Genomic DNA, 15,566 nt, shown 5'->3' on the forward strand with positions numbered 1-15,566 from the left:
TCACTCCCCTGACTCCCGCTCATCCTGCTCCTGACCAGCATGCTCCCCGGTCGGCTGCCGCTCTGTAGGGCCCTCCCCGGCAGCTCCCTCCCCGGCAGCTCCCTCCCCGGCAGCTCCCTCCCCGGCAGCTCCCTCCGCGACCGGCTCCCGCGCAGGTTCCGCTTCGACCGCCTCGTCGCCAGGCGCTTCCTCGGCTGACTCGGCCGGAGCTTGTCCCGTGTCCTGGACGGGCCGGAGCCCGGCCTGGTCGCCTTCGTCGAACTCGTCCCCGACCGCGATGTCACCCTCATCGCTCCCCGACCACCGTACGGTCAGCTCGGCCAGCGCCTCCGCCTGCTCGAACGCCACCGCACCTTCGCGGAAGAGCTCCAGCAGAGCCAGGAACCGCGCGATGGTCGTGACGAGGTTGGGCGAGTCCGCCGTCAACGCCCGGAACGTCGTCGACCGCGTCCGGCGTAACCGCTCGATCATCACCGTGGCCTGTTCCCGCACACTGACCCGCGGCGCATGGATGTGCGCGAGCGAGAGCACCGGTTCGGCCCGAGGACGTAGCGCGTTGGCGGCGAGTCTCGCGAACTCCTCGACGCCGAGCCCGATGAGCACTTCGGGCAGCAGCTGACCGAAGCGGTCCTCCAACCCCACCGCCCGTGGGAACCTCCGCGCCTCCGCTGCCATCCGGGTAGCCATGATGCCCGCGACCTGTTTGTACGCCCGGTACTGCAGCAGCCGGGCGAAGAGCAGGTCCCGCGCCTCGAGCAACGCGAGGTCCTCCTCGTCCTCGACCTCACCCTGTGGCAGCAGGCGTGCGGCCTTGAGGTCGAGCAGTGTCGACGCGACGAGCAGGAACTCCGTCGTCTGGTCGAGGTCCCACTGCGGACCCATCGCCCGGATGTAGCCGATGAACTCGTCGGTCACGACGGAGAGCGCAATCTCGGTGACGTCGAGCTTGTGCTTGGAGATCAGGCCGAGCAGCAGGTCGAAGGGACCTTCGAAGTTGTCCAGGCGCACGGTGAAGCTCTGCGCGCGTTGCTCGGCACGGACGAACTCGGGATCCCCCGCCGCGCCTCCGGTATCGGAGTCGGTCACCTCAGTCGTCGCCGTCACAGCCGGGTGAGGAGTTCCCGCGCAAGCTGGCGGTAGGCCTCCGCGGCCATGCTGCTCGGAGCGTAGGTGGTGATCGGCTCGCCGAGCTTGTTGGTCTCGGGGAAGCGCACAGTGCGGGAGATGATGGTGTGGAAGACCGTCTCGCCGAACCGTTCGACGACCTCCTCGAGGATCTCGCGCGCATGGAGCGTACGCATGTCGAACATCGTCGCGAGGATGCCCTCGATCTTCAGTTTCGGGTTGATCCGCTGCTGGACGGTACGAATGGTCTTGTCGACGAGGAATCCCAGCCCACGCAGGGCGAAGTACTCACACTCCAGCGGGATGATGACGCCGTCGGAGGCGGTGAGCGCGTTGACCGTCAACAACCCCAGTGACGGTTGGCAGTCGATGAGGATGAAGTCGTACTCCGGGCGCATCGGGTCGAGCTCACGCATCAGCGTGGTCTCCCGCGCGACCTCGGTGACGAGCTGGATCTCCGCCCCGGACAGGGAGATGTCCGACGGCAGCAGGTCCATGCCGTCGATGCTCGTCTTCAGGCGTACGTCCGGCGCACTGATCTCGTGGTCGATGACCAGGTCGTAGGTCGACGCGTCGAGACCGAGCGGGTCGACACCGAGACCGATCGTGAGCGACGCCTGAGGGTCGAAGTCGACGAGCAGCACCCGACGGCCCAACTCCGCGAGGGACGCACCGAGGTTGATGGCTGTGGTGGTCTTGCCGACGCCGCCCTTCTGGTTGACGATCGCGATCACCTTGGCCGGGCCGTGTGACTCCAGCGGCGGCGGCTTGGGGAACTTGATCCGAGGGCGGGGCGCTTCTTCCGGGCCGTCGCTCTGCACGTCTCGAGAGAGTTGGGCAGACTCGGCTCCGGGACCGTTCATCGAGTCGTTCACGGCTCGCGTAACCTCCTGCCCCATCTGGCCAGCACCGCCGGTGTGGCCACTCGCGGTCCGGTGACTCTAGCGGGTGCCCGCTCGGGGCACTCCGCGTCTTCATGCCCGAGGGCGCGGTGGTGAGCCAGGCAGGCGAGCCGTCCGCCCCGATGGTCCGAGCCGTGCGGCACACACGCCGTGCTCTCTAAGACGGTAGCCCTTGATCGTGCCGGAGGGCGGGCTTTAGGCCTGCGCACGGGGGTGTGTCGCGGCATAGACCTCGCGCAGCTTGTCCACCGTGACGAGCGTATAGACCTGGGTCGTCGTCACCGACGCGTGCCCGAGGAGTTCTTGCACGACGCGCACGTCCGCCCCACCGTCGAGCAGATGCGTGGCGAACGAATGGCGAAGCGTGTGCGGCGAGACTTCCGCGGTCACCTTGGCGCGTTCAGCCGCGTGGCGGAGCACGGTCCAGGCACTCTGGCGGGACAGCCGTCCGCCGCGGGCGTTGAGGAAGAGCGCCGGGGTCCCGCGTCCCGCGGTCGCGAGGGCCGGGCGTGCGCGCACCTGGTAGGCGGACACCGCCTCACTGGCGTACGAACCGACCGGCACCACGCGCTCCTTACCTCCCTTGCCACGCAACAGGACCTCACCGACGGCCAGGTCGAGGTCGTCGACGTCGAGCCCGACGGCCTCGGAGATGCGCGCGCCTGTGCCGTAGAGCAGTTCGAGCAGGGCCCGGTCGCGCAGCGCGAGCGGAGTGTCACCGATGCCCGCGGCGTCGAGGAGGCGTCCGACGTCGGAGACCGGCAGCGCCTTTGGCAGCCGTCGTGGTGGCGCGGGGGGACGTACGTCGCGGGCAGGGTCCGACGGTGTCCAGCCCTCCCGGTGGGCGAACCTGTGGTAGCCCCGGACCGCGACCACGGTCCGGGCCGCGGAGCTGGCCCCGAGCGGCGGATGTTCGGCGTCCCCCTCGCGAAGGCGGACCAGGAACGCGGTCACGTCGGCTTCACCGATCTGGTCGGCCCGGTCGAGGCCGCGGACCGCCAGGAACTCGGCGTATCTGCGGAGGTCGCGACGGTAGGACGACAGGGTGTTCTCCGCGAGCCCGCGTTCGACCGCGAGGTGGTCGAGGTAGCCATTCAGCGACCTGCCCAGCACGCTCGACTCCGCCGCCTGCGCCACCCTCTGATTGTGGCGCAGGCGGCGGCCGTCCTGCCGGGCCCTGCTCGGGTGTGTGTCGCTCAGGTGTGTGTCGTTCAGGCCATCACCTCGTCAAGCGCGGCGTGCGGCAGCCTGTGTGCCTCGGCGACGGCGGCGTTGACCAGATGGCCCTCGTGGGTGTTGACGCCGAGCCCGAGTGCGTGGTCGGCGCGGCAGGCGTCGCGCCACCCGCGGTCGGCGAGTTCGAGAACATACGGCAGCGTGACGTTGGTGAGCGCGTAGGTCGACGTGTGCGGCACCGCCCCCGGCATGTTGGCGACGCAGTAGAACACCGAGTCGTGGACACGGTAGGTCGGCTCGTCGTGGGTCGTCGGCCGGGAGTCCTCGAAACAGCCGCCCTGGTCGATCGAGATGTCGACAAGGACGCTGCCGGGCTTCATCCGCGCCACCTGGTCGTTGGTCACCAGTGTCGGCGCCTTCGCACCGGGCACGAGGACGGCGCCGATCACGAGGTCGGCGTCGAGGACCGCGCGCTCCACTTCGTACGCATTGGAGGCGACGGTCTGCAGGTGGCCCCGGTAGATGCGGTCGGCCTGGCGGAGCCGTTCGACGTTCTTGTCCAGCAGCAGTACCTCCGCCTGCATGCCGAGGGCGATCGCGGCGGCGTTGAGGCCGGAGACACCGGCGCCGATGACCACCACCTTCGCGGCGTAGACACCGGAGACACCGCCCATGAGGATGCCCCTGCCGCCGCCCTGACGCATGAGGTGGTACGCACCGACCTGGGGGGCGAGCCGGCCCGCGACCTCGCTCATCGGCGCGAGCAGCGGGAGTGAACCGTCGGCCAGCTGGACCGTTTCGTAAGCGATGCCCGTCACGCCCGAGTCGAGGAGCGCATCGGTGCAGGCCCGCGACGCGGCCAGGTGAAGGTAGGTGAAGAGGACCTGCCCCTTCGACAGCCGGTCGTACTCCTCGGCGACGGGCTCCTTGACCTTCAGCAGGAGCTCACCCTCGGCCCACACGTCGTCGGCGTTGGGCACGATCCGCGCACCGGCGCGGACGAACTCCGCGTCGGGAATCGCCGAGCCTTCGCCAGCGGAACGCTCGACCACCACGTCGTGGCCGTGCCGGGTCAGTTCGTGCGCCCCCGCCGGGGTGAGGGCGACGCGGTACTCATGACACTTGACTTCCTTGGGAACCCCGATTTTCACGGTTGCTCAGCGCCTTCCTGACTGTGTGGTGAAGGGCCCGCGGTAGCGGGGAGGCCTCACCACTGCTGGGGACGGCGTCGTTGCCGACCCACCCTTCCATCGTCGCTCGGTCGTGCGACCTCAGGTCTGGGCGGGGCGAGTGTAATCCGGATATCGCGACCTTTTGGGCGACATGCGCGCACCGCGCCAGGCCATCCTGGAAGATTCCCCGGCCTCAGTGCATCGGCGGACCTTCATGATCGCCAGACGTGTCTGGCAGGGTTGCTGCCGATGGACGTGACCGAGGCACAGACCCTGTGGGACGCCACTCCCGGGTGGCTGAACACCGCGAGCTACGGACTGCCCCCACGCCCGGCGTGGAACGCACTCCAGTCCGCACTGGACGAGTGGCGGCACGGCCGGACGAGTTGGGAGCACTGGGACGAGTCCACGCAGGCGTCCCGGGCGGCCTTCGCGCGCCTGACCGGGGCGGACGTGGGCGACATCGCCGTCGGCAGCACGGCGTCGGGGCTTCTCGCACCCGTCGCGGCGAGCCTGCCCGCCGACTCGCGGGTTGTCGTCCCCGAGATCGAGTTCACCTCCAACCTCTTTCCATGGCTGGTCCAGGCCGAGCGTGGCGTCGAGGTCGTCACGGTGCCCACCGCCCGCCTGGCCGACGCCGTGACCGCTGGCGCCGGCGGCGGTTCGGGGCGTACGACGGTCGTGGCGTTCAGCGCCGTGCAGTCGGCGACGGGCGAGGTCGCAGACCTCGAGGCCGTGGTGGAGGCAGCCCGCTCGGTCGGCGCGCTGGTGGTCGTCGACGCGAGTCAGGCTGCCGGCTGGCTGCCATGGCGCTGGTCGCGTGCCGATGTCGTCGTGGCCGCGGCGTACAAGTGGCTGATGGCGCCTCGGGGTGCGGCGTTCGGCTACTTCTCCCCCGCCGTACGTGACCGCTTCACCCCCCTGCAGGCAGGGTGGTACGCCGGCGCTGATCCGCATGACTCGTACTACGGCCCGCCGCTTCGACTGGCGGGCGACGCCCGGCGTTTCGACGTGTCGCCGGCCTGGTTCAGCTTTGTCGGCGCCGCTCCGGCGCTCGCACTCCTGCTCCAGATCGGGATCGAGCAGGTGAACGCCCACAATGTCGCGCTCGCCAACCGGTTCCGAGCCGGGCTCGGCCTGGCGCCGGCAGACTCCGCGATCGTGTCGGCGGACATTCCCGGTGCCGAGGACAAGCTCGCCAGGGCGGGGATCAGGGCAGCCGTTCGCGACGGCCGGGTCCGGGTGTCGTGCCACGTCTACTCCACCACCGCCGACGTGGACCATGCACTCGACGCCCTGACCTGAGCGCGCTCCACAACGAGTGGTCATGGCGACGGTCGGGTAGGACCAACGCATGAGCGCGCGCTTCGACCGAGCGGCCCAGCCGACATCATGAAATGCAATATCTGGAGAAGACGTTCGCGAGCTCCCTGGAGATTCTGGAGCTTAGACGTCTGTCGTACCTCAGATATGAGATATGGTCCTCGGCCATGAGCGAAGACTACCTGCGCCGGATCGGCAGCCTGATCCGCGACTCGCGCCAGCACCGAGGCTGGACCCAGGCCCGGCTGGCCGACACGCTCGGCACCAGCCAGAGCGCGATCAACCGGATCGAGCACGGCCACCAGAACCTCAGTCTCGACATGCTCGCCCGCATCGGTGAGGCTCTCGACTCGGAGATCGTCTCGCTCGGCACGTCGGGCCCGATGCACCTGCGGGTCGTCGGCGGGCGCGAACTGTCGGGCAGTATCGATGTCAAGACCAGCAAGAACGCCGGCATCGCGCTGCTCTGTGCGTCGCTGCTCAACAAGGGGCGGACCACCCTGCGCAAGGTCGCGCGCATCGAGGAGGTCAACCGGATCCTCGAGGTGCTGACCAGCATCGGAGTGCGCACCCGGTGGCTCAACCCGCAGAACGACCTCGAGATCGTGCCGCCCGCGAAGCTCGACCTCGACAGCATGGACGTCGAGGCCGCCCGCCGTACCCGGACGGTGCTCAACTTCCTCGGCCCGCTCATGCACCTGGAGGACCGGTTCAAGATCCCGCACGCGGGCGGGTGTGACCTCGGCACGCGTACCGTCGAACCGCACATGGTCGCGCTGCGTCAACTCGGCCTCGAGGTCAAGGCGACGGGCGGTTACTACCACGCCGAGGTGGACCGCTCGGTCGCACCCACCCGCCCGATCGTCCTGACCGAGCGGGGCGACATGGCGACCGAGAACGCTCTGATGGCAGCCAGCCGTCGCGATGGGGTCACCGTCATCCGCAACGCGAGCCCGAACTACATGGTGCAGGACCTGTGCTTCTTCCTGACGGAGTTGGGCGTACGCATCGACGGGATCGGGAGTACGACCCTCACCGTCCACGGCGTACCCGTCATCGACCGCGACGTCGACTACGCCCCCTCGGAGGATCCGATCGAGGCGATGAGCCTCATCGCGGCCGCCATCGTCACGTCGTCGACCATCACGATCCGTAGGGCGCCGATCGAGTTCCTCGAGATCGAGTTGGCGCTGCTGGAGGAGATGGGGCTGGCGTGTCGGCGAAACGAGGAGTACCCAGCCGTCAACGGTCACACCCGGCTGGTCGACCTGACCGTCTCGCCGGCGCGGCTGCACGCGCCGATCGACAAGATCCACCCGATGCCGTTCCCGGGGCTGAACATCGACAACCTGCCGTTCTTCGCGGTCATCGCGGCGTCGGCCCACGGGACGACACTGATCCATGACTGGGTCTACGAGAACCGGGCCATCCACCTGACCGAGCTGAACAAGCTCGGCGGCAAGGTCCGGCTGGCGGACCCGCACCGCATCTACGTCGACGGTCCGACCCACTGGTCAGGGGCAGAGGTGATCTGTCCGCCGGCGTTGCGACCCGCGGTCTGCATCCTGCTCGCGATGCTGGCGGCGAAGGGGACGTCGGTGCTGCGCAACATCTACGTCATCAACCGCGGTTACGAAGATCTGGCCGAACGCCTGAACCAACTCGGCGCCCAGATCGAGACGTTCCGCGACATCTAGTCGCTCGAGCCTTGGGGGAATGACCACGCATCCGTGATCATTCCACGTCGCGAGCGAGACGCCATTCGTCGTCGAGGATGCTGAACGCCAGGGAGTCCCGCCAGCCGTCACGGATGAGCTGGGTGTGCCGGAGGTGCCCCTCATAGGTCATCCCCAGCTTGCGGAGCACGGCCGCAGAGCCGAGGTTGCGCGGATCGCAGGTGCCGACGATGCGGTGAAGGTCCAGTTCCTCGAAGCCGATGCGCAACAGCTCACGCCCGGCCGCCGTGCCCACCCCGCGACCCCACAGCCGTGGGTGCACGATGTAGGAGATCTCGCCCTGTCGGTGCGTACGGTCGAGGATCTTGAGCTCACCGTTGCCGACCACCACCCCGTCCACCTCGACCGCGTGGAGGTACCGCACCTGTGGACTCTGCTCCCACGCCTGGACAGCGGCCTTGACGAAGGCCTCTGTCTCCTCCTCCGTGCTCGGTCCCCACGTCTGGTAGCGGCACGCCTCCGGCAGACTCGCCCACGCGTGAACGGCCGGCCAATCGTCGTAGGAGAGCGGTCGCAGGCGAACATCCGTCGTCATCGCACCAGGATGCCCGCCCACGCCCACGTCGTACGAACGGATATCGCGCGGCGCCCCTCCGTGCCCGGAGGGCTCAGCGGCCGTCCGCGGGTGCGGAGTCCGCCGCCGCCGGGGCCTCGGTGACGCCGGCGAGCACGCGGTCCTCGGCGAGACCGGTCCCCCGCGTCTCCCTGGTGAGCAGCACGGCGACCACCGTCAGGGCGCCCGCCCCCAGCAGGTACACCGAGACCGGAATGCTGGAGCCGAACCTCGCGAGCAACGCCAACGCGATGATGGGCGCAAGTGAACCCGCCACCACCGAGGCCAGCTGGTAACCGATCGACGCACCGCTGTAGCGGACGCTGGTGCCGAAGAGCTCGGAGAAGAACGCCGCCTGCGGTCCGTACATCGCGGCGTGCAGGACGAGACCGACCGTGATCGCGAGGGTGATCGCGGCCTGCGACCTGGTGTCGATCAGCGGAAAGAAGGCGAAACCCCACACTCCGACACCGGCGGCTCCGGCCAGGTAGAGCGGCTTGCGTCCAACCCTGTCCGACAACGCTCCGAAGAGCGGGATGACGATGAAGTGCACCGCCGACGCGACCAGGACGGCGTTGAGGGCCACCTGCCGGTCGAGGCCCACGCTCTCGGTGACATAGGCCAGGACGAACGCCGTGAAGATGTAGTAGCAGACGTTCTCGGCGAACCGCGCCCCCATCGCCTGGAGCACCTCGCGCGGGTACTTCCGTACGACGTCGAGCGCCGGTGCCCGCCGCTGCACCTTGCGCGCCTCGAACTCCGCCTGCGCCTGCGTGAACAGTGGCGATTCGGTGAGGCGCAGCCGGATCCACAACCCGACGACGACGAGGATCGCGCTCAGCAGGAACGGCACCCGCCAACCCCACGTCGTGAACGCCTCGTCGGAGGTGGTCGAGGCGAGGATGAACAGCACCAGAACCGAGAGCAGGTTTCCCGCCGGAACCCCGGCCTGCGGCCAGCTCGACCAGAAGCCGCGGCGCTCCGCCGATCCGTGCTCGGCGACCATGAGCACCGCACCGCCCCACTCGCCGCCGACCGCGAACCCCTGGACCAACCGGCACAACAACAGCAGGAGCGGCGCCGCGACGCCGATCGTGGCGTACGTCGGCAACAGGCCGATGGCGAAGGTCGCCCCACCCATCAGGAGCAGGCTCACGACCAGCATCTTCTTCCGGCCCAGCTTGTCGCCGAAGTGACCGAAGACGATCCCACCGATCGGCCGGGCCACGAAGCCGAGCGCGTAGGTGACGAACGCCAGCATCGTGCCGACGGTCGGGTCCTGCTCGGGGAAGAACAGCGTGTTGAAGACCAGGGCGGCGGCCGAACCGTAGAGGAAGAAGTCGTACCACTCGATGGTCGTGCCGACGAGGCTCGCCATGACGACCTTGGCGAAGCTGCTGCGGGGCGCGGTGGTGCTCGCCTGGGTGGACATCGACGGTTCCTTTCCTGGACAGCAGTCGGGTCAGGATGAGGTGATGCGGAAATGCAGGTTCAGCTGGCCGTCCAGCCACCGTCGAGGTGAAAGGACGATCCCGTGATCGATGCCGTGTCAGGGCCGCACAGGTAGGCGACCGTGCCAGCTACTTCGGCGGGCTCGATGAGTCGCTTGACCGGTGTACGGGCCAGCAGGACGCCGTCGACCACCTCTGCCTCGGTGATGCCGTGCGTCTCGGCCTGTGCCGCCAGCTGCCCTTCGACGAGCGGCGTACGCACATACCCGGGACACACCGTGTTGGAGGTGACGCCGCGTCCGGCGCCTTCGAGGGCGAGGACCTTCGACAGGCCTTCGAGCCCGTGTTTTGCCGCGACGTAGGCCGACTTGTACGCCGAGGCCCGGTGACCATGGACCGACGAGATGTGGACGAGCCGCCCCCAGCCTCGTGCATACATGCCGGGAAGGAGGTTCTGTGCCAGCCGGAACGGCGCCTCGAGCAGCACCCGCAGGAGCAGCGCGAACCGCTCGGGCGGAAACTTTTCGACCGGCGCGATGTGCTGCAGGCCGGCACTGTTGACGAGGATGTCCGCCTCCAGCGTCAGGTCGTCGAAGGCTGCTGGTTCGGCGAGGTCCAGGGCGAGGGCGGTTCCGCCGAGCTCCCCAGCCACGGCTTCCGCTCCGTCCGCGTCCCGGTCGATGACGACGATCCGGGCGCCCGCGGCGGCGAGCCGGACCGCGCAGGCCCGGCCGATCCCGCTGGCGGCACCGGTCACGGCTGCGGTCCGGCCGGACAGATCGATCACGGGGCTCCTTCGTCGGCCCATGCCCAAGGTGCTCTGCTCATTCATGACCTCACTCTCGTTCGGTGATGAATGAGCAGAAGGTAGGCGCGGCGACCCTGCGGAGGCGATGTGTCCGGGCCACACATCATGGCCCCACCCATGTGGTGGCCCGCTATCTCCCGAAGGTGACCGAGCGCAACCGCCACAGCCTGAGGGCGAGCTGGACGTCGAGAGCGCGTTCGGGCGTACGCCAGTCCCGGCCGATCAGTGCCGCGACCCGCTCCAGCCGCTGGGTGACGGTATTGGTGTGGACGTGCAGGGCCTCGGCAGCTCTCGCCGGGCTGCCACCCGCGGCGAACCACGCCTCCAGGGTCCCGGCGAGCTCGGTTCCGCGGTCGGCGTCGTAGTCGAGCAGTGGCTTGATCGTCGCCGTCAGGAAGTCCTCGATCTCCGCCGGCCCGCCGCCGAACAGCAGCCGTGCGAAGCCCAGCCCCGCCACATCCGTCGCGTCCCCTCGCCGGCCCAGCGCGAGGAGGGCGGCGAGACACCGGTGAGCATCCCGGTGAGAGCGGGCAATCCCCTCCGGGCCCTTGCATGGGCCAGCCGCGCCCACGGTCACCGTCGTCTCGAGAACGTCGGACAGCCGGTCCCGGACGATTCGAGCCATGCCGGCCGGTTGCTCGCCGGGCAGCGCGAGGACCACTGCCCCGTCGTACACCCCGCCGAGGCCGCCCTTGCCCGCCGCGAGCCGGGACGCCGCCGCGACCACCCGATGGCGTTCGACCGCGTCGGCAGCCACCACCAGCACGACGTGTGGCGCCTCGAGATCCGTGTGGTGCCTCCGCGCCCGCTCGCGGAGGGTCGCCGGGTCGCGGTGTGGGTCGGAGAGGACGTCATCCAGAAGCTCGCCACGGACCCGGTCCTCGGCCTCCGCCATAGAACGCTGGAACAGCAGGAGGAGGGCCGTGACGAGGGCGCCGCGTTCCAGGATCCGGCGGTCGGCCTCGCCGAGATCGAGCGTGCGCCCGACGACGAGCGTGCCGAGGTGGTCGTTGCCCGCGACGGCGACCGCCAGCCAGGCCCGCTCACCCGTCGTCGCCGGGAGACGCATCTCGACGCTGCGACCGCTCCGCAAGGCTTCGGTCACCGAGGCGGCGAACGTGTCCGGAGCGTGGGCAGTAGAGGTTCCGCTCAAACCGTTCGACTGCCGGGCGGCGGAAGGGCGGCTCGGCCCGTCCGGAGGCGCGGCCCTGCCGGACACGGCCGTGAGGCCGGAAGCAGCCGCTCCGTCCCCGGCGCAGGCGATCAGATGGCCGCCAGGCTCACGGACCACGACGATGCTCCCGAGAACGTCGGCCAGCACCGAGGCCACCGCCTCCACTCCGCCCCCGTGCAGCACCACGTCGGCCAGCCGGTCGTGGGCGCTGGCGGCGAGCTCGACCGCCTCCGAATGCGCGCGTACGGTCGCGTTGGCGGCGTCCAGATCGGCGATGGCCTGCTGGGTCTCCTCGAAGAGCCGGGCGTTCTCGAGTGCGATTGCCGCGTGCGCGGCGAACGATCCGAGCAGGACGACCTCCCCGGGTGGAAACGGCCGGGCGCTCCGGTTGGCGGCGAGGAGCGCACCGACGACCTTCCCGCCGAGCAGCAGGGGTACGCCGAGAATCGCGTGGATCCCCTCCTCGGCCACCGCGCTGTCGATGTAGTCGCGATGGAGGAACCGCTGGTCGGCGAAGTAGTCGTCGGTGAAGTACGGCGCCCCGGTCTGGGCGACCAACCCGAGCAGGCCCGTGCCGAGGTCCAGACGCAGTTGCTGGAACCGCGCGGACACCGACCCGTCGGTCATCCGGATGAAGGAGTCGCCGCGGTCGTGGTCGTTGAGACTGAGGTAGGTGAGGTCGGCCCCGAGCAGTTGCCTGGCGCGCCGCACGATGGCGGTGAGCACGGCGTCGACGTCCCTGATCGAGGTGAGGTCGTTGGCGGTCTCGTACAACGCGGAGAGCTCCGCCTCGCGCTGGCGCTGGCGAGCCATCTGCGCGCGCACCCGCAGCGCGATTCCGAGCTCCTGCCGGAGTCGCTGCATCTCCTCCGGACCGGCGCCATCGGTCTGGGCGCACCGCAACTGCTCCTCGAACGTCTCGGGTGGAGCCTGCTCGTAGAGCAGCTCAACGAACGACCGGACCGCCATGGCCGGAGGCTAGTCGACCTGCGCCGGCCGCAGTAGGGCCCGGACGGTCACCGCGCGGGGCCACTCCGTGACGGGTACGTGGTCGGGCGGGGACCGGAAAAGGTCGAGCATGAACGCACTGAACGCTGCCAAACTGGGACGTGACAGCTGTTTCGCGGGGGCAGCGTCGCCGTAGGTGAAGGGAGCGCACAGCGGTGGATGTCGATGCCATCGAGCGCACGCTGGTGCCGCCAGCTGACGCCGACCAGCCCACCCAGAAGCTGTTCCGGGCGTTCGTGCACGACGGCCGGATCCACGCGATGCCGGCGAAGTACGCCCGTCGCCGGCAGCTCCTCGACCACGTGGCCCAACTGTTCGAACCCGGCGTCAGGTATCCCGAGTCGCGCGTCAACCTGATCCTGCACCAGGTCTACGACGACTACGCCGAGCTGCGCAGGGCTCTCGTCGACGAAGGGTTCCTGGCCCGGGAGTACGGCATCTACTGGCGCATCGGCGGCACCGTCGACGTGTGAGGCGTCCCTGAGGAGTCGGCGAGCGACATGCCTCAGAGTGACGGATGGATGGCTGCCGCGAGCTGGTCACGCGCCGGCCATGGGACCTCGGCCGGTCGCAGCGCGTCGTAGCCGGCTCCCTGCCGCGCCGCCCAAGCGGCGAGCGCTCCCATCACGAGGGTCGGGCTTTGCAGGTCGCCTGCCATGATGCCGGCGACGATCTCCGCCAACGGAGCCCAGGACACCGGCATGTCGGCTTCTTCATGGACGCCGTTGAACCGGTCCCCCGCCGGCACATCGTCCAGGCCGCGCGCGAGGTACATCCGCAGCGCCTCGGTCGTCATGCCGGGCGAGGTGAACACGTCGACCAGCACCCGCCAGTCCCGGGCCCGGACATGCCCCTCCTCATACAGCTCCCGCTGTGCTGCCGCAAGGTAGTCCTCACCGCGGACGTCGAGCAGGCCGGCCGGAGGTTCGTAGAGGCGGTGCCCGACCGGGTGGCGGTACTGCCGGACGAGCAGCACCCGCTCCTCGTCGTCCAGCGCGATGATGCCGACCGCCCCCGGATGGACCACGACGTCGCGGGTGAAGTGTTGGCTGGTGTCCACGGGTCCGGCGCCCACGACGTCGTCCCGGCGTACATCGACCACCCGATGCGTACGCAGGGAGTACGTCGACGAGGCGACCTGCCACTGCTCGGGCACGTCCCGCACTCCGCCCGGAACCGCCTCTTCACTCACCGGCGGGCACCGGCCTGGATCCACCCGGCGCTCGCGGCGACCCGGGCGCGTTCGCGCGCGTCGCGCTCAGCGTCCACGCCTGCGCCCTCCACGCCTGCCTCGTCCACGCCTGGGCCATCCACGCCTGGGCCATCCACGCCTGGGCCATCCACGTCGGCGACCCGGTTCCCCAGCCTGCCGTCCCGGGCGTAGGCGACCTGCACGTCGCCGACCGGGAGCTGCATCTCGCGCTGCCGGACCAGCGCCGCCTCGATCAGACCGGCGAACAAGGGATGCGGGCGGGTGGGGCGGGACCGCAGCTCCGGGTGGGCCTGGGTCGCCACGAAGTACGGATGCAGGTCCGAACGCAACTCGACGAACTCCACCAGCCGGCCGTCCGGAGATGTTCCCGAGATGACCATGCCCGCGTCCTCGAGCTGCCCGCGGTAGGCGTTGTTGACCTCGTATCGGTGGCGGTGGCGCTCCTCGACGTACGGCTCGGAATAGGCCCGCCGGGTCAGCGTCCCTTCGGTGAGCTTGGCCGGATAGAGCCCGAGGCGCATGGTGCCGCCGAGATCGCCGGCGCCGGCCACGATCTCGCGCTGCTCCTCCATGGTCGCGACCACCGGATGGGAGCAGCTCGCGTCGAACTCGGTGGAGTTGGCGTCGTCGAGGCCGGCCACGTTGCGGGCGAACTCCACCACCATGCACTGCAGGCCCAGGCAGAGGCCGAGGACCGGCAGGTGGTGCTCCCTGGCGTAGGTGATGGCGCCGATCTTGCCCTCCACGCCCCGCACACCGAACCCACCAGGAATGCACACCGCATCCACGTCCGCAAGATGCTTCGCCGCGCCCTCCTGCGAGGTGCACTCGTCGGAGGGCACCCAACGGATCTCGACCCGGGTGTCGTGGTGGAAACCGCCGGCGCGCAGCGCCTCCGTGACCGAGAGGTACGCATCAGGCAGGTCGATGTACTTGCCGACCAGGGCCACCGTCACCTCGTCCGCCGGATGGTGGACCCGGCGCAGCAGCTGGTCCCAGCGGGTCCAGTCCACGTCCCGGAACGGCAGGTTGAGCCGCCGGATCATGTAGGCATCCAAGCCTTCGGCGTGCAGCACCTTGGGCAGGTCGTAGATGCTCGGTACATCCGGATTCTCGATGACCGCTTCCTCGTCGACGTCGCACATCAGCGAGATCTTGCGCTTCACGCTCGACGGGAGCTCACGATTGCAGCGGCAGACGATCGCGTCTGGCTGGATGCCGATGCTCCGCAGTGCGGCGACAGAGTGTTGGGTCGGCTTGGTCTTCAACTCGCCCGACGGACCGAGGTAGGGAACGAGAGAGACGTGCAGGAAGAAGACGTTGTCGCGGCCGACGTCATGACGTACCTGGCGAGCCGCTTCGAGGAAGGGCAACGACTCGATGTCACCGACCGTGCCACCGATCTCGGTGATCACCACGTCGACGTCAGGGCCCGCCATCGCGCGGATCCGGGCCTTGATCTCGTTGGTGATGTGCGGGATCACCTGCACGGTGTCGCCGAGGTAGTCGCCGCGACGTTCCTTCGCGATGACGCTCGAGTAGACCTGTCCGGTCGTGACATTGGCGCTGCGACCGAGGTCGACGTCGAGGAAACGTTCGTAGTGGCCGATGTCGAGATCGGTCTCGGCACCGTCACCGGTGACGAAGACCTCCCCGTGCTGGAACGGGTTCATCGTTCCGGGGTCGACGTTGAGGTAGGGGTCGAGCTTCTGCATCGTCACCCGCAGACCGCGAGCCTTGAGCAGGTTGCCCAGGCTCGAAGCGGTGAGGCCCTTGCCGAGGGAGGAGGCGACGCCTCCGGTGACGAACACGTGCCTGGTCGGCGATGAGGCTGCCAAAGCAAACTCCCCGTGGTCTGATCGAGCCGGAGACCCGGGCGGAATCCGACTAGCTCCACGGGCTTTCAGCCTATCAACGACCGTCCA

General features: G+C 69.2%; 13 protein-coding genes. 3 read left to right on the plus strand and 10 right to left on the minus strand.

Annotated features, from left to right (window positions below; all coding sequences use genetic code 11):
* The 4 genes from ABN028_RS30055 to ald all read right to left on the minus strand — a co-directional run bounded on the left by ABN028_RS30055 (position 1) and on the right by ald (position 4,354).
* Complete coding sequence (locus tag ABN028_RS30055) at positions 1-1,104, minus strand: segregation and condensation protein A (RefSeq protein ID WP_349698935.1); 1,104 nt, start codon at positions 1,102-1,104, stop codon at positions 1-3.
* A complete protein-coding gene (locus tag ABN028_RS30060) occupies positions 1,101-1,988 on the minus strand; it encodes a ParA family protein (protein ID WP_502879226.1) in 888 nt (295 codons plus the stop codon). Before ABN028_RS30060 ends, ABN028_RS30055 begins: the two co-directional genes overlap by 4 nt.
* Positions 1,989-2,222: 234 nt before the next feature.
* Entirely contained in the window at positions 2,223-3,164 is a 942-nt protein-coding gene (gene xerD, locus ABN028_RS30065) for a site-specific tyrosine recombinase XerD (RefSeq protein ID WP_349332086.1), read from the minus strand.
* Between the two features lie 74 nt (positions 3,165-3,238).
* Entirely contained in the window at positions 3,239-4,354 is a 1,116-nt protein-coding gene (ald, locus tag ABN028_RS30070; RefSeq protein ID WP_349698937.1) for an alanine dehydrogenase, read from the minus strand.
* A 270-nt stretch (positions 4,355-4,624) separates the two neighbouring features.
* Between ald and ABN028_RS30075 the strand changes: the two genes are divergently transcribed.
* Entirely contained in the window at positions 4,625-5,680 is a 1,056-nt protein-coding gene (locus ABN028_RS30075) for an aminotransferase class V-fold PLP-dependent enzyme (protein ID WP_349332084.1), read from the plus strand.
* 185 nt (positions 5,681-5,865) lie between these two features.
* Positions 5,866-7,395: a helix-turn-helix domain-containing protein gene (locus ABN028_RS30080; protein ID WP_349332083.1), complete on the plus strand. Its 1,530-nt coding sequence runs from the start codon at positions 5,866-5,868 to the stop codon at positions 7,393-7,395.
* A 37-nt stretch (positions 7,396-7,432) separates the two neighbouring features.
* Here the strand turns inward: ABN028_RS30080 and ABN028_RS30085 are convergent, their stop codons facing one another.
* The 4 genes from ABN028_RS30085 to ABN028_RS30100 form a co-directional block, all read right to left on the minus strand.
* Complete coding sequence (locus ABN028_RS30085; protein ID WP_349332082.1) at positions 7,433-7,969, minus strand: GNAT family N-acetyltransferase; 537 nt, start codon at positions 7,967-7,969, stop codon at positions 7,433-7,435.
* Between the two features lie 73 nt (positions 7,970-8,042).
* A complete protein-coding gene (locus tag ABN028_RS30090) occupies positions 8,043-9,419 on the minus strand; it encodes an MFS transporter (RefSeq protein WP_349698938.1) in 1,377 nt (458 codons plus the stop codon).
* 59 nt (positions 9,420-9,478) lie between these two features.
* Positions 9,479-10,225 carry a 3-hydroxybutyrate dehydrogenase gene (locus tag ABN028_RS30095; RefSeq protein WP_349698939.1) on the minus strand — a complete coding sequence of 249 codons (747 nt, stop codon included), beginning with the start codon at positions 10,223-10,225 and terminating at the stop codon, positions 9,479-9,481.
* A 151-nt stretch (positions 10,226-10,376) separates the two neighbouring features.
* A complete protein-coding gene (locus tag ABN028_RS30100) occupies positions 10,377-12,389 on the minus strand; it encodes a helix-turn-helix domain-containing protein (protein WP_349698940.1) in 2,013 nt (670 codons plus the stop codon).
* A gap of 194 nt (positions 12,390-12,583) precedes the next feature.
* Between ABN028_RS30100 and ABN028_RS30105 the strand changes: the two genes are divergently transcribed.
* Positions 12,584-12,901, plus strand: a complete 318-nt coding sequence (locus ABN028_RS30105; protein ID WP_349332078.1) for a DUF2087 domain-containing protein — start codon at positions 12,584-12,586, stop codon at positions 12,899-12,901.
* A 32-nt stretch (positions 12,902-12,933) separates the two neighbouring features.
* Here the strand turns inward: ABN028_RS30105 and ABN028_RS30110 are convergent, their stop codons facing one another.
* Together ABN028_RS30110 and pyrG are read right to left on the minus strand one after the other, a co-directional pair.
* Positions 12,934-13,620, minus strand: coding sequence for an NUDIX domain-containing protein (locus ABN028_RS30110; RefSeq protein ID WP_349698941.1), 687 nt, complete (start codon positions 13,618-13,620; stop codon positions 12,934-12,936).
* On the minus strand, positions 13,617-15,479 hold the full coding sequence (gene pyrG, locus ABN028_RS30115; protein WP_349698942.1) for a CTP synthase: 1,863 nt from the start codon (positions 15,477-15,479) through the stop codon (positions 13,617-13,619). The genes ABN028_RS30110 and pyrG overlap by 4 nt, the downstream gene beginning before the upstream one ends.
* Positions 15,480-15,566: the final 87 nt, after the last annotated feature.

Source organism: Actinopolymorpha sp. B17G11, from assembly GCF_040196095.1.
In the GTDB taxonomy this organism is placed as follows: Bacteria; Actinomycetota; Actinomycetes; order Propionibacteriales; family Actinopolymorphaceae; genus Thermasporomyces.

What these genes read in the sequence shown, in the direction of transcription:
- ABN028_RS30060 (WP_502879226.1), bottom strand. Translation starts at nt 1,988, where the DNA reads ATGAACGGTCCCGGAGCCGAGTCTGCCCAACTCTCTCGAGACGTGCAG.
- ABN028_RS30075 (WP_349332084.1), top strand. Translation starts at nt 4,625, where the DNA reads ATGGACGTGACCGAGGCACAGACCCTGTGGGACGCCACTCCCGGGTGG.
- ABN028_RS30080 (WP_349332083.1), top strand. Translation starts at nt 5,866, where the DNA reads ATGAGCGAAGACTACCTGCGCCGGATCGGCAGCCTGATCCGCGACTCG.
- ABN028_RS30085 (WP_349332082.1), bottom strand. Translation starts at nt 7,969, where the DNA reads ATGACGACGGATGTTCGCCTGCGACCGCTCTCCTACGACGATTGGCCG.
- ABN028_RS30090 (WP_349698938.1), bottom strand. Translation starts at nt 9,419, where the DNA reads ATGTCCACCCAGGCGAGCACCACCGCGCCCCGCAGCAGCTTCGCCAAG.
- ABN028_RS30100 (WP_349698940.1), bottom strand. Translation starts at nt 12,389, where the DNA reads ATGGCGGTCCGGTCGTTCGTTGAGCTGCTCTACGAGCAGGCTCCACCC.